This is a genomic window from Streptomyces sp. NPDC049837, assembly GCF_040674455.1.
In the GTDB taxonomy this organism is placed as follows: domain Bacteria; phylum Actinomycetota; class Actinomycetes; order Streptomycetales; family Streptomycetaceae; genus Streptomyces.
In genome coordinates this window covers 494,046-507,285 of the sequence record NZ_JBFAMP010000002.1, presented here as the reverse complement: position 1 = coordinate 507,285, position 13,240 = coordinate 494,046, and the positions used below count along the sequence as shown (strand labels likewise).

General features: G+C 76.0%; 12 protein-coding genes. 2 read left to right on the top strand and 10 right to left on the bottom strand.

What is annotated here, in order from left to right; all coding sequences use genetic code 11:
- Positions 1-5: 5 nt before the first annotated feature.
- Positions 6-2,705 carry a SpoIIE family protein phosphatase gene (locus AB0J57_RS06790; protein WP_366127166.1) on the bottom strand — a complete coding sequence of 900 codons (2,700 nt, stop codon included), beginning with the start codon at positions 2,703-2,705 and terminating at the stop codon, positions 6-8.
- A 250-nt stretch (positions 2,706-2,955) separates the two neighbouring features.
- On the opposite strand from AB0J57_RS06790, the gene AB0J57_RS06785 reads away from it, so the two are divergent.
- Positions 2,956-3,705 (top strand): carbonic anhydrase, encoded by a 750-nt coding sequence (locus AB0J57_RS06785; RefSeq protein WP_366126921.1) that lies wholly within the window; start codon positions 2,956-2,958, stop codon positions 3,703-3,705.
- A 10-nt stretch (positions 3,706-3,715) separates the two neighbouring features.
- Here the strand turns inward: AB0J57_RS06785 and AB0J57_RS06780 are convergent, their stop codons facing one another.
- The 4 genes from AB0J57_RS06780 to AB0J57_RS06765 are packed head-to-tail and all read right to left on the bottom strand — an operon-like array spanning position 3,716 to position 6,758.
- Positions 3,716-4,342 (bottom strand): alpha-ketoglutarate-dependent dioxygenase AlkB, encoded by a 627-nt coding sequence (locus AB0J57_RS06780; protein ID WP_366126920.1) that lies wholly within the window; start codon positions 4,340-4,342, stop codon positions 3,716-3,718.
- Positions 4,343-4,375: 33 nt separating this feature from the next.
- On the bottom strand, positions 4,376-5,095 hold the full coding sequence (locus AB0J57_RS06775) for a polysaccharide deacetylase family protein (RefSeq protein WP_366126919.1): 720 nt from the start codon (positions 5,093-5,095) through the stop codon (positions 4,376-4,378).
- Positions 5,089-5,967, bottom strand: coding sequence for a DMT family transporter (locus AB0J57_RS06770; protein ID WP_366126918.1), 879 nt, complete (start codon positions 5,965-5,967; stop codon positions 5,089-5,091). Before AB0J57_RS06770 ends, AB0J57_RS06775 begins: the two co-directional genes overlap by 7 nt.
- Before the next feature lie 5 nt (positions 5,968-5,972).
- Entirely contained in the window at positions 5,973-6,758 is a 786-nt protein-coding gene (locus AB0J57_RS06765; protein ID WP_366126917.1) for an SDR family NAD(P)-dependent oxidoreductase, read from the bottom strand.
- Between the two features lie 183 nt (positions 6,759-6,941).
- Here AB0J57_RS06765 and AB0J57_RS06760 point away from each other — a divergent pair, with 183 nt between their 5' ends.
- Complete coding sequence (locus AB0J57_RS06760; RefSeq protein WP_366126915.1) at positions 6,942-8,024, top strand: galactosyldiacylglycerol synthase; 1,083 nt, start codon at positions 6,942-6,944, stop codon at positions 8,022-8,024.
- Positions 8,025-8,030: 6 nt separating this feature from the next.
- On the opposite strand, the gene AB0J57_RS06755 is transcribed toward AB0J57_RS06760, so the two are convergent.
- From AB0J57_RS06755 to AB0J57_RS06735, 5 genes are all read right to left on the bottom strand, one after another.
- A complete protein-coding gene (locus AB0J57_RS06755; RefSeq protein WP_366126914.1) occupies positions 8,031-8,867 on the bottom strand; it encodes an arylamine N-acetyltransferase in 837 nt (278 codons plus the stop codon).
- Between the two features lie 24 nt (positions 8,868-8,891).
- Positions 8,892-10,061, bottom strand: a complete 1,170-nt coding sequence (locus tag AB0J57_RS06750; protein WP_366126913.1) for a lanthionine synthetase LanC family protein — start codon at positions 10,059-10,061, stop codon at positions 8,892-8,894.
- Between the two features lie 92 nt (positions 10,062-10,153).
- Positions 10,154-10,450: a hypothetical protein gene (locus AB0J57_RS06745; protein ID WP_366126912.1), complete on the bottom strand. Its 297-nt coding sequence runs from the start codon at positions 10,448-10,450 to the stop codon at positions 10,154-10,156.
- A complete protein-coding gene (locus AB0J57_RS06740) occupies positions 10,408-10,563 on the bottom strand; it encodes a hypothetical protein (RefSeq protein WP_366126911.1) in 156 nt (51 codons plus the stop codon). Before AB0J57_RS06740 ends, AB0J57_RS06745 begins: the two co-directional genes overlap by 43 nt.
- 19 nt (positions 10,564-10,582) lie before the next feature.
- Positions 10,583-13,240: a lantibiotic dehydratase gene (locus AB0J57_RS06735; RefSeq protein WP_366126910.1), complete on the bottom strand. Its 2,658-nt coding sequence runs from the start codon at positions 13,238-13,240 to the stop codon at positions 10,583-10,585.

Sequence of the window (13,240 nt, the reverse complement as noted above, 5' to 3'; positions counted from 1 at the left end):
GCCTCTTAGATCAGGCCGGCGTTGAGGACGTCGAACGGCAGGGTCCCGCTGCCGTCCCCCGGTGTGGAGCCGGCGCCGGGGAGCGGGAGTTCCGCCCAGATGACCTTGCCCTGGGCGGTGTACCGGGTGCCCCAGCGTTCGGCGAGCTGGGCGACGAGGAAGAGGCCGCGGCCGCCCTCGTCGGTGGTGGCGGCGTACCGCAGGTGGGGCGAGGTGCTGTTGTGGTCGGCGACCTCGCAGGTCAGGCCGCGGTCGTGGATCAGGCGTACGCGGACGGGGGCGGCGCCGTAGCGGATGGCGTTGGTGATCAGCTCGCTGAGGATCAGCTCGGCGGCGAAGGACAGGTCGTCCAGGCCCCACTCGGTGACCTTGCGCACGGCGGCGGAGCGGATGCCGCCGACGGCACCGGGGTGGAACGGCACGTCCCAGTCGGCGACGCGGTCGCCGCCGAGCGCGCGGGTGCGGGCGACGAGCAGGGCCACGTCGTCCTTGGGGTGGGCGGGCAGCAGTTCGTCGAGCACGAGCCGGCAGCGTTCCTCGGGGGTGGCGGCGGGCCGGCCGAGGGCCTTGCGGAGCAGTTCGATGCCGACGTCGATGTCGCGGGTGCGGTCCTCGATCAGCCCGTCGGTGTAGAAGACGATCTGGCTGTCCTCGGCGAGGTCCAGTTCGGCGGTCTCGAAGGGTATGCCGCCCAGGCCGAGCGGCGGACCGGCCGGGAGGTCGGGGAACTCGACGTCGCCGCCGGGGTGGATCAGGGCGGGCAGCGGGTGTCCCGCGCGGGCCATGGAGCAGCGCCGGGTGACGGGGTCGTACACGGCGTACAGGCAGGTCGCGCCGGTCATTCCGGCGGCGCCGGTGTCGTCCTCGTCCTCGTCCTGGTCGATGCGGCCGACGAGGTCGTCGAGGCGGCCGAGGAGTTCGTCGGGGGGCAGGTCGAGGGTGGAGAAGTTGTGCACGGCGGTGCGCAGCCGGCCCATGGTGGCGGCGGCGTGCAGGCCGTGTCCGACGACGTCGCCGACGACGAGGGCGACCCGGCTGCCAGGGAGGGGGATGACGTCGAACCAGTCGCCGCCGACGCCGGACTGGGCTGGCAGGTAGCGGTGGGCGACCTCCAGGGCGCTCTGCTCGGGCAGGGCGCGGGGCAGCAGGCTGCGCTGGAGGGTGACGGCCATGGCGTGTTCGCGGGTGTAGCGGCGGGCGTTGTCGATGCAGACGGCGGCGCGGGCGACGAGCTCCTCGGCGAGCGCGAGGTCCTCGTCCTCGAAGGGTTCGGGCTTCTCGGAGCGCCAGAAGTTGGCGACGCCGAGGACGACGCCGCGGGCCTTGAGGGGGACGGCGATGAGCGAGTGGATGCCGTACTCGACGATCCGGGCGGCCCGCTCGGGATCCTGGGCCTGCCAGCCGGGCGCCTTGGACAGGTCGGGCACCAGTTCCGCCCGGCCGGTGCCGTAGCCGCGTGCCTGGGGCGTGGAGGGGACGAAGCCGATCATCTTGCCGCGCGGGTAGAGGGGGTGGTCGTCGCGGATGCCGGCGACGGCGGTGCGGCGCATGTCGGCGGCGGTGCCGCTGGGCTCCTCGCCGCGCAGCACGGGGTCGGCCAGGTCGACGGTGACGAAGTCGGCGAAGCGCTGGACGGTGACCTGGGCGAGTTCCTCGGCGGTGCGGACGACGTCGAGGGTGGTGCCGATGCCGACTCCGGCGTCGTACAGCAGGTTGAGCCGTCTGCGGGCGCCCTCGGCGCGGCCGGTGAGGGCGCGCAGCTCGGTGGTGTCGCGGATGGTGGCGACGGTCCCGGCGGGGCCGCCGTGCCGGTCGGTGTGGCGCTGGTTGACGGCGAGCAGCCGGTCGGCGGCGGGGACGACCTCGTCGGTGGCGACGCGGCCGGAGCAGAGCAGTTCGGCCATGCCGGGGTCGAGGCCGGGCAGGTCCTTGACGCTGCGGCCCTCGGCGTCGGGGGGCAGCCCGAGCAGCCGTTCGGCCTCGTCGTTGGCGAGCAGGAGCCGGCCGTCGCCGCCGACGATGACGACGCCCTCGCGCACGGAGTGCAGCACGGCGTCGTGGTGTTCGTACACCCGGGTCATCTCGGTGGGACCGAGCCCGTGGGTCTGGCGGCGCAGCCGCCGGGCCACCAGGGCGGTGCCGGCGGTGGCGACGGCGAGGCCGGCGGCGCTGGTGGCGAGGATGACGGGCAACTGCCGGTTGACGACGCCGGTGACGTTGCGGACCTCCAGGCCGGCCGAGACGAGGGCGATGACGTCCCCGTTCGAGCCCCTGACGGGCACGATGGCCTGGACCTCCTCGCCGAGGGGTCCGTCGACGCTCTCGGTGTGGACGCGGCCCGCGAGGGAGGGCTCTATGGTGCCGACGAACCGTCCGCCGATCCGCTCGGGCTGGGGGTGGGTGTAGCGGATTCCGTCGGTGTTCATCACGACGATGAAGTCGACCCCGGCCCTCTCGCGGGCGGTTTCGGTGAGCGGCTGGAGGACGCTCGACGGGTCGGGGTGGGTCTTCAGGACGTTTTCGAGGCCCGGGGAGTGCGCGAAGGATTCGGCGACCGCGATGGAGCGGTTGCGGGCTTCCCGGTCGCTGTCGCTGCGCGACTGGAGGAGCAGTGCCAGGACCGCGCCGAGCACCAGCAGCACGACGAGCGCCACCTGGAGGACGAAGACCTGTCCCGCGACGCTCCGTGGGCGCCTCTCGGCCAGTGACCGAACCGAGGCACCACGGAATCGGTCGAAAAAGTGGACCACGCTCCCCTTTCTAACACCGCTTGGCCCATGGCGACCATGAGTGACCGCCGGTCGCCGTCCGACCACGCGTGGCGTGCGGGCCGGAGCCGCGTGGTCGGGGGGAATCCATCGTTCGCCCAAAGTACGGCCATACGTCGGCCATAGGCGGCTCAACAGGTGATCAAACTCGAACAATCGGCGAACAGGCGGACGTACGTTCCATGACGTGACAACGCATCCGGACGACAGACCCGTGACCCTGTCCCTTCCCGCTCCCCGTGGCCGCCGCGCGCTGCTGCGGGCGGCGCTCGCCTCCACCGCGGCCCTCGGTGCGGGGGTCGCCACCGGCTCCGCCCCCGCCGTGGCGGCGCCTCGTACCGGCGGGCCGCGCCCCCGCACCCCTCAGGAGGCGCTGCGCGCGCTGGTCCACGGCAACCGGCGCTGGCACGCGCGGCACCAGGTCCATCCGCACGAGGGCGAGGCGGACCGGGTGGCGGCCGTCTCGGGACAGCGTCCCTTCGCCCTGGTGCTGGGCTGCATAGACTCCCGCGTCCCGCCCGAGCTGATATTCGACCAGGGCCTCGGCGACCTGATGACGGTCCGTTCGGCGGGCGAGGTGCTGGACGAGGCGGTGCTCGGCAGCATCGCGTACGGCGTCATCGAACTGGGCATCCCGCTCGTCATGGTGCTGGGCCACCAGTCGTGCGGGGCCGTGGCGGCGGCGGTGCGCGCGGACGAGACCGGCGAGCGGCCGCCCGCCCACATCGACTACGTCGCCGAGCGGATCCGGCCCGCCATCGACCGCGGCCAGACGGGGGACGCGCGGATCGACGCGACGATCACCGCGAACGTACGCCTCGTACGCGGGCTGCTGCGCGCCGAACCGGACATCGCCACCCGGGTGGAGGCGGGCCGACTGGCCGTCGTCGGAGCGCGCTACGAGCTGGGCACCCAGCTCGTGCACCTGGTGCGCTAGGCCTCGCCCCTCAGCCGACGTTCCGGGGCCGGAACTGGACGCTGATCCGGGGGCCGACCCCCTTTGCGGTCTTGGGGACGGCGTGTTCCCAGGTCCGCTGGCACGAGCCGCCCATCACGATCAGGTCGCCGTGGCCGAGCGGCACCCGCCGGGACGGCCCGCCCCGGCGGGGGCGGAGCGCCAGGTCGCGGGGCTCGCCGACCGACAGGATGGCGACCATCGTGTCCTCGCGCGATCCGCGCCCGATCCGGTCGCCGTGCCAGGCGACGCTGTCCCGGCCGTCCCGGTAGTAGCAGAGCCCGGCCGTGGTGAACGGCTCGCCCAGTTCGGCGGCGTAGTGCGCGGACAGGGCGGCGCGGGCCTCGTCGAGCACCGGGTGCGGCAGCGGGGCCCCTTCGCCGTAGTAGGCCAGCAGCCGGGGTACGGCGACCTCGTGGTCGTACATCGTGCGCCGCTCCGCGCGCCACGGGACGCTCTCGGCGAGCGTCTCGAACAGGGCGCCGGCGCCGTGCAGCCAGCCCGGCAGCAGGTCGATCCACGCCCCGTCGCCCAGCACGGTCCGCCGGAGGCCGGACAGCGGTCCCAGGCGGATGTCGTCGGTCTGGTCGAAGAGGGAGCCCTGCACGTGCGCGGTCATGCTCTCAGCGTACGAGTAAATCGAATGTATGAGCTATTCGATCAGGCCGTGGTCCACGAGGGGCCCCACCTGGAGGCCCCGCCGCCGGCAGTCCTCGACGAGCCCCGGCAGCGCGCCCAGCGCGGACCGCCACGCCCCCGGCGCGCTGACCACGTCGGAGTCGTGCAGCAGCACCGTCGCGCCGCCCCGCAGCGTCCTCGCCACCTCCGCGTGCACGCTCCGCGCCGTCGCCCCGGCCGTCCAGTCGCGCCCCCACGCCGACCACAGCACCGTGCGCAGCCCGGCGGCCCGGGCGGCGGCCCACCGGCCACCGGTGAGGACGCCGTACGCGGGCCGGTACCACAGGGGCCGCCGCCCGGCCGCCTCGGCGACCAGGTCCGCCGTCCGCGCCAGGTCGCGGGCGTCCCGCAGCGGGTGGGGCCACCAGGGCCGGTCGTGGCGCCAGCCGTGGACGGCCAGTTCATGGCCCTCCGCCGCGATCAGCCGCCCGAGCGCGGGGCGGCGGGCCAGCCGCCCGCCCAGCACGAAGAACGTGGCCCGTACGGACAGGGCGTCCAGTGCGCGCAGGAACTGGGGCGTGCTCTCCGGATCGGGGCCGTCGTCGAACGTGAGCGCCACGTGCGACGGGTCGCCGCGCCCGTCGAGCCCCGGCCACAGCGCGGCACGGGCGCCGGGCAGCCAGGTCGCGGCGGGCCCGATGTGCCAGGCCGCGACGGCGCCCGCCACCCCCAGGGGCAGCCGTGCGTTCACCACCGCCGCTCCTGGCCCTCGGTGTCGTCCGTGACGAGCGGGGACCTGGCGAGCTGGACGCACCCGGCCACCAGCACCGCGAGCGCCAGCGCCTCGAACCCCACCCGCCAGCCCAGGTGGACCCGTTCCGCGAACAGCGTCACCCCCAGCACCACGCTCAGCAGGGCGTCCCCCAGGGTCAGCGCGGGCTGCGAGGCCACCAGGGAACCCGCCCGAAGCGTCACCTGGAGCAGCACGAAGCTCGCCAGGCCCACGCCCACGGCGGCGTACGGCTGCCACGTCGTGAGCACCTCGTCGACCCCGTCCGGGAGCCGGCCCAGCGCGTCCTTGAGCAGCGCCGCCGTGCACGCGAACCCGGTCGCGGTCGCCGTGCCCAGCACCGCCGCCCGCGACGACGACGGCAGCCGCAGCGCGACCACCCCGAGGACGGCCACGAACGCGCCCGCGCCCAGGGCCGTCCACACCCAGTCGGCCAGGGGCACCGTGGCCCGGCCGCCGGACGGGTCGGCCAGTGCCAGGAACACGGCCAGGCCCAGCGCCATGGCGGCGAACGCCCACCGGGTGCGGGTGTCCGGGCTGCGCCGGAACACGAAGCCTCCGACCACCAGCGTGAACATCAGCTCCGTGCTCATCACCGGCTGGACCACGGACAACGGGCCGGTGGCCAGCGCGAGCGCCTGGAGGATGCCCGACACCGCGAGCAGCGCCGCGCCCCACACCCACACCCGCCGGTGCACCAGTCCCGCCATCCACGAGCCCCGCCGCGCCGAGGCCGGTTCGGGGCCGGTGGCGGCCGCGCCCTGCCGCTGGAGCACGGAGGCCCCGGCGTTGCCGAGAGCGGCCAGCAACGCCAGGCAGATCGACAGTGCCAGCACCGGACTCAGCCGAACCGCTTGGCCAGGGCCCGGAAGAAGCCGGGCACGGCACCGTGCACCCGGGCGGGCATCGCCAGCCAGCCCGGTACGAACACGTCGTCCCGGCCGCGTACGACCGCACGCCACACCACCTCGGCCACCCGTTCGGGCGGCACCGGGCGCGGGTGGTCACGGTGGTACGGGACGCCCCGCGTGGTGAAGAACGGGGTGTCCACCGCGCCCGGCAGGACCACCGTCACCCCGACGCGGGTGCCGGCGAGCTCGTAGCGCAGGCTGTCGGCGAAGGCCAGCAGCCCGCCCTTGGTGGCGGCGTACACCGCCTCGTTGGCCACCCCCACACGCCCGGCCATGGAGCCGATCATCACCAGGTGTCCCACGCCCCGCTCGGCCATCCCGGGCAACAGCAGGCGGACAAGGTGCACGACCGACGTGAGGTTGAGGCCGATCAGCCGGTCGACGGCGTCGGCGGGCATGCTCGTGAACGGCCCCGCCCAGCCGATGCCCGCGGCCGCCACCAGCGCGTCCACCCGGCCCTCCCGCGCCAGGGCGTCGGCGGCCAGCCGCTCCACCCCGGCCCGCTCCCCCAGGTCCGCCCGCACCGCGCCGCCGCCCGTCCGCCGCGCCACCGCCGCGAGCCGCTCCTCGTCCCGGCCGCCGAGCAGCAGCCGCCAGCGGCCGTCGGCGGCGAACCGGTCGGCGACCGCCGCGCCGATTCCCGAGGACGCGCCCGTGACGAGCACGACGGGCCGTGCCCTTCCTGGTTCGGCCTCGCGACGGGGCGTGGGGGGCATGGCGGATCCTCCGGACTGTCGTGGACCGTGCCCTCCCAGCCTCCCGGTTTCCCGCCGGTTCGCCTCCCGGCAACCCGCCAGCGCGCCCTCCGATCCACCCGAACAGTCCGATTCGGACCCCCGCCGGGCCGCGCCGGAGAGCCGGACGGCACACGATGGAACGGCACGGAACGGAGGGCTCCCATGGGGCGGCGATGCTTGGTGCTCAGCGCGAGCATGGGCGCGGGCCACGACGCGGTCGCCGGCGAACTGGCACGCCGGCTGCGCGCGGACGGCCACGACGTCCTCGTGCGGGACGTGCTGACGCTGCTGCCCCCGGGCGTGGGTCCGGCGGTGCGCGGCTTCTACCGGTTCGTGGTGCGCCGCCTGCCTCCGGTGTACGAGGCGATCTACGCGCTGTTCCTGGCGCCCCGGCCCCCTTCGCGCGAAGGGCGGCCCCGCCGGGTGCCGGACGTGGCGCCGATGGCCGCGCTCGCCGAGCGGCGGCTGGGCGCGCTCGTGGCCGGGTGGCGGCCCGACGTGATCGTCTCCACCTTCCACCTCGCGGGCCAGATCACCGGCCGGATGCGCGGCCGGGGCGCGCTGCGCGTGCCGTGCGCGGTGTTCGTCACCGACTTCGCCGTGCACCGCGCCTGGCTGGACCCGGGCAACGACCTGTACCTGTGCGTCACCGAGACCGCCGCCCGCGCGGCCCGGGAGGGCACGGGGCGGACGGCGGTCGCCACCGGGCCGGTCGTGCCGCCGGAGTTCCACAAGACCGCGGCCCCCGCACCGGACGTGGCCGGGCGGCCGGTGGTGCTGCTGTCCGCCGGGGCGTGGGGCGTGGGGCCGGGGCTGCTGCGTACCGCCGGGGCGCTCGCCCGGCACGGTGCGCGGCCGGTGCTGCTGTGCGGGCGGGACGAGCGGCTGCGGCGGCGCGCGGCCCGACTGCCGGGGGTGCGGGCGCTCGGCTGGACGGACGACATGCCGGGGCTCATGGCGTCGGCGCGGGTCCTGGTGGACAACGCGGCGGGCCAGACCGCGGTGCAGGCCCTCGCCGCCGGGCTGCCGGTGATCGGCCACCGGCCCATCCCCGGGCACGGCGCCGTGGGGGTGCGGGAGATGGCGGCGGAGGGCCTGACCACGTACGCCGCCGACCTCCGTCACCTGCTGGCGGCGGTCGACGAGCTGGCCCGCCCGGGCCCCGCGAGGGACCGGCGGACGGCGGCCGGCTCGGCGGTGTTCCGGGCGGACGCCGCGCGCCTGGTCGCCGGCCTGGCGCGGTGAGTGCCGCTATCCCCGGGCGGCCAGCCACTCCTCGTGGGCGCGCGTGACCCGCTCCCAGAGCGTGGCCCGGTCGTCCGCGTCGAGACCGTCCAGGTCGCGGCCGAACACGTCCGCGAGAGAGGCGAACAGCTCCCCCGCCGTGTCCAGCGTCCGCTCGGTGCGCCCGGCCGCGTCGATGCGCGTGAGGAGGCGGCCCCGCAGGAGGTCGAGCCCCTTCGCGTCACGGCGCAGGGCGACGAACGTCGTCCGGAACGGCGAGTCCGGCGCGGTGGACAGCCGCAGGTGCTCGTCGGCGAAGTCCGCCATGGTGGCGGGCCGGGCGGCGAACTCCATGACGGGGAAGGGGCCGGCCGGGTTGTGGAACGTCCAGCCGCCCGGTTCGGTGACCGACGGTTCCATCCGGTACGTGAAGGGGCCCTGCTGGTACGTGCCCGGGCGCAGCGGGAGCGGTTCATGGGGGCCGTCGCCGAGCCCGGCGTCGACGAACCAGGCCTCGCCGTCGACGCGGACGGTCAGCGCCAGGTGGTTGCCGTTGGCGCCGCGCCCCTCGGGCTCGTGGTGGACGCCGCCGACATGGCGGGTGACGTCGTAGCCGAGGGCCTCCAGCAGCGCGGCGAAGCCGCCGTTCAGGTGGAAGCAGTAACCACCGTGTCCGGCGGCGAACCGGCGCGCCGACAGCTCCGGTTCGATGCCGGGCGGTCTGCCGAGCTGGATGTCGATGTTCTCGTACGGGACACGTTCCAGATGGGCCCGTTGCAGCGCGCTCAGCGCCTCCGCGGAGGGCTCACCGGGGTCGGTGACGCCCAGGCGGGCCAGGTAACCATCAAAAGCCTTGACGTTCATGGCCGTTCACCCTAACGAGCGCCCTCAGCGCAGGCCGAGGCAGGGCAGCCAGTCGCGGCCCCCGCCACGGGCGGTGAGCAGGGCACTCAGGGCTCCCGGGGCGCCGGTCAGCAGCCCGGCCTGCCACGGGGTGTCCAGCGCGTCGGGCAGCCGGCCCTCCAGGTGGGCGGCGAGGCGGGCGCCCAGGACGGCGGCGGGCAGTTGGGCGTGACGGCCGAAGGCGTCGGCCACGGCCAGCACGCCCGCCGCGCCGTGGCACAGCCCGAGGACGTCGGCCGGTCCGTCGCCGAACAGGTGGAAGTCCTCGTCGTACCGCTCGGCGAGCGTACGGAACGCCGTCAGCGCCCAGCCGGCCGCCTCCCTGTCGTCCAGCGCGTCGGCCGCGTCCCACAGCGCCCAGGCGACGCCCGGTGTCCCGTAGCACCACGCCTGGCGCGGGTGCGCGTCCGCCGGGGGCGCCGCCCCGTCGAGCCCGGCGCCCGGCCAGGTGCGGATGCCGCGCTCGTCGACGTAGGACCGGGCGGCCAGCCAGCCGGTGGCGCGGCGCAGCGCTTGGGCCGTTTTGGGGTCGCCGGTGCGGCGGAGGGCGGCGGTGAGGGCGGTGACGACACCGGCCACGCCGTGGCCCATACCGGTGTTGACGCGACGGTTCGTCCAGGAGAGGTACGGGTGCCGTTCGTACTGGCCGGTGCGGAGCCGGGGCAGGTCGTCGCGGTCGCAGAGGGACACCAAGTGGTGTACGGAGCGTCGCAGTTGGGGTTCCGTCGGTTCGGCGCCGGCGCACAGGGCCAGCAGGATGCCGGCGGGTCCGCTGATCAGGTCGTAGTCGGGGAAGGCGACGTCCGCCGTGCGCCAGGCCGCGGCGATGGTGTCACCGGTCAGGTGGTCCCGCAGCCGGTCGGCCGCCCGGTGCAGTGCCGGGTGGAGCCGGGCGCCCAGCCGCAGCCCGACGAGCGTGCCGGCCAGTCCGCCGTCGTACAGGGCGGGGTGACCGGGCCCGCGCCCCGCCGTCCTGGCCCAGACGGCGACCGCGCGGGCCGCCGTGGCCGTGGCCCCGGGGTCCCCGGTCGCCGCCACGAGGTGGGCGAGGACGGGGATGCCGGGGTCGGAGGTCAATTGGGTGTCGGGGGCGGCGGTCCACTTCTCCAGGTACGTCAGGGCGAGGCCGGCGACCGGGTCGTGGAGGGTGTCCATCGGGCTCCTGTTTTCGTGGGGTGGGCGGAGCCGCCCGGATGCACCGGGCGGCTCCTGTGGGCCGCGAAGGCGCCCCGCGGGCGCGCTCGCGGTCAGCAGATGACGACGGTCCCGCAGATGACGATGGTGCACAGACCGCTGCATCCCTCGGTGTACGCCTCCACCGTGGGCAGTTCGCTGTCGGTGATGCGCTCGTCGAGGTCGTCGATGAGGGCGTCGAGGTCGGTGAGCTCGACGGTTCCGGGCATGATGGGTCCCTTCTCGCGCTGGTGAGCGATGTCCGCCCCGCGGGCGCGGAGCCGCCCGGTCGTACCGTGCGGCTCCTGGGCGAGCCGGGCGCGCCGGCTCAGGCGCAGATGACCACGGTCGCGCAGACGACGATGGTGCACAGGCCGCTGCAGCCTGCCGTCGTCGGGTGGCCCTGGGTCAGTTCGGTGTCGGTGATGCGCTCGTCGAGGTCGTCGATGAGGGCGTCGAGGTCGGTGAGTTCGATTCCGGGCATGGTGGTTTCCCTTCTCGCGCTAGTGAGCGATGGCCGCCCCGGCCGTCCGTCCGCCGGCTGCGGGCGGACCGTCGGGGACGTCTTGGGGGCCGGCGCCGTGCGACAGGGCGTCGGCGGCGCGGGCGGCGAGCTGTTCGAGGGCGTCGCCGCCGGAGTCGTACGGCAGTCTCAGCAGTACCTGGGCGGCGACGGCCGCGCCGCCGTGGAGCGGGTCGCGCACCACCAGGTCCGCGGGGGCGGGGAGCATTTCCTCGACGAGCAGTTCCGCGCCGGGCCGCTGGGCGCACAGCCGGTCGATGACCTGAAGTGCCGTCAGCGCGTCGAGGTCCACGGGGACGGGCTTGGCGCCCGCCGCCGTGCGGACGAAGGCGTGCCGGGGCAGGCCGTGTTCGCGCCGCAGGAGCGCCAGCGTGCGGACCTTGCCCAGGGCGTCGTCGCCGGGCCGCCACAACCGTGCGCGGTCCAGCCGCCAGGTCGCCGGGGAGAGGACCAGCTCGCCGGCGGCGGTCACCCGGGGCAGCCTGCGGTGTCCGGGCAGGGCGCCGTCCAGGCCGTCCAGGCGCAGGAGGGTGGACGCGGCGGGGTGACCGGCGGCGAGCAGGACCCGCAGGAGCAGGTCGTAGGGCGGGACGGGGGTGCGGGTGGCGTGGTGGACGGGGATCACGCGGTGGCCGTCCGCCTCGGCGACGATCCGCCCGCCTCTGCGGCGCAGGGTGATCCGGTCCAGCGGAAGGTAGCGCGCGCCGCCACCGGAAGGCCCGTAGTACGGCGTGGGGTCGGGGTCGCCGGTCCACCAGCCGGTGGCGACGGGGCGGCGTACGGCGTTGGCGGCGCGCTCGGCGAGCGGCGGGACGAGCAGTTCGACGAACCGTACGCCGCTGTGCCGTTCGACGGCCGCGAGGAAGGCGCGGTGGGCGTCGGCGTTGCCGTGGCCGCCGTACAGGGCGCGCAGGCCGTCGGCGAACCGGGCGTCCAGCACGCCGGCGGCGGACGCGGTCTCCAGCACGGCGACGGGGCCCGGCGCCGGCCCGGCGAGCGGCCGCAGCAGGCAGTCCAGTGGCCAGGGCGGCAGGGCGTCCTCGGCGGGCGGGGCGCCGAGCGCGTCCAGCAGCGCGTCGTCCACGTGGGACGGGCCGGGCCCGGTGTGGGCGGCGAGGCGGGCGAGCAGCCGTGCGTAGCCGGAGCCGGGGTCGGTGGGCGCGGGCCACCCCTCGTACCGGTGCCGGACCGCTGTCGCGGGGCGGTGGTCGCCGGGGGTGGTGGGGAGCAGGGTGGCGAGGATCTCGCTGACGGGGCGCGGCTGTTGGGTGATCGCGGCGAGCTCGGGCGCCTCCCGCGCGGTGGCCCGGGCGTCGGCGTCGCGCAGGGCGGCGATCCGGGCGGCGACGCGCAGCCCGCGCCGGACGCGTTCGGCGGCCGCGGCGGGCACCGGGGCGGCCGGGGTGCGGTACGAGTCCAGGAACCAGCCGCCGGGTTCACCGTCGGTGGGGGTGAGCGGCCGGGGCAGGGTGCCGGGTGCCGTGACCTGCTCGGGCGGCGTCCAGGCGGTGTGGCGCAGCCGGGGGGCCGTGCACACCTGGAGGAGGCCCATGGTGTGGAGGTGCTGGAGGAAGCCGCGCAACACGGCGGGGTCCGGGGCCGTCGGGCCGTCCGGGGCCGTCGGGCCGTCCGGGACCTTGGTGGCGTCCGGGGCCGTCGCCATGCCGAGCAGCGTCTTCTCGACCTCGCCCAGCGGGCACGGCCCGTCGGCGAACACACCCAGCACGGTGTCCAGGGCGCGGGTGCGGCGCAGGGTGACGTGGCGCAGCGTGCCGGGTTGGCGCGGGTCGACGACGTACGCCCGTACGGAGGCGGGCGGTTCGGTGAAGTGCAGGGGCGCGGGCGCCAGCAGGGTGCCCGGGTCGGCGGTGCGCAGGTCGGGCGGGCCGGGGGGCCGGGAGCGGACGAGGTGGACGTTCTCCGTGCCGGTGGCGGCGAGGGCGCCGAGCGTGGTGCCGGGGGCGATGAGGAGGGCGCCGGGTGCTTCCGCCCGGAGGGGGGCGGTGGCGAGCTGGCCGGCCCAGCCCCTGGGGGTGGTCTTGACCGCCGCCCGGCCCAGGACGCGCCAGAGGTAGGCCGCGCGCTTGCGCAGGCGTTTGCCGCTCCAGGACTCGCCGCCCGCCAGGCGCTGTTCGACGTCCGCGAGGAGCCCGGGGGCCGCGCTGTCCACGAGGTCCCGCATCACGGGGTGGCTACGCGCGAGGTCCCAGACCCGCTCGGCCACCTGTTCCTGACCCTCGGTCACCAGCCGTTCCAGCTCCGCCCGTTCGGTGTCGTCCCGCCCGGCCTGGTCGGCCAGTGCCCGGGCGTTGCGGGCCAGGCCGGCCGCCGCCACGTGCCCGGGCAGCCGGTCCAGGAGGGCCAGGTCCGCCGGGCGCGGGGCGCTTCCCGCGTGCAGGCGCCTCCGCAGCGCCAGTACGGCCCCGCGGTCGGTGCCGGCCAGGTCCGGGTGCGGCACGACGCTCGTGCCGAGCCGTTCGGCGAGTTCCCGCGCGCGGGCGGAGCGCTGTTCACCGGCGCGGGCGTGGCGCGCGACCCGGTCGAACAGGGCGGGGTCGGCCGCCGAGGTCCATGCCTCGCACGGCATGCCCGCGATCCGCAGCAGTGCCGTGGCGCCCGTGATCCGGTCCTCGCCCAC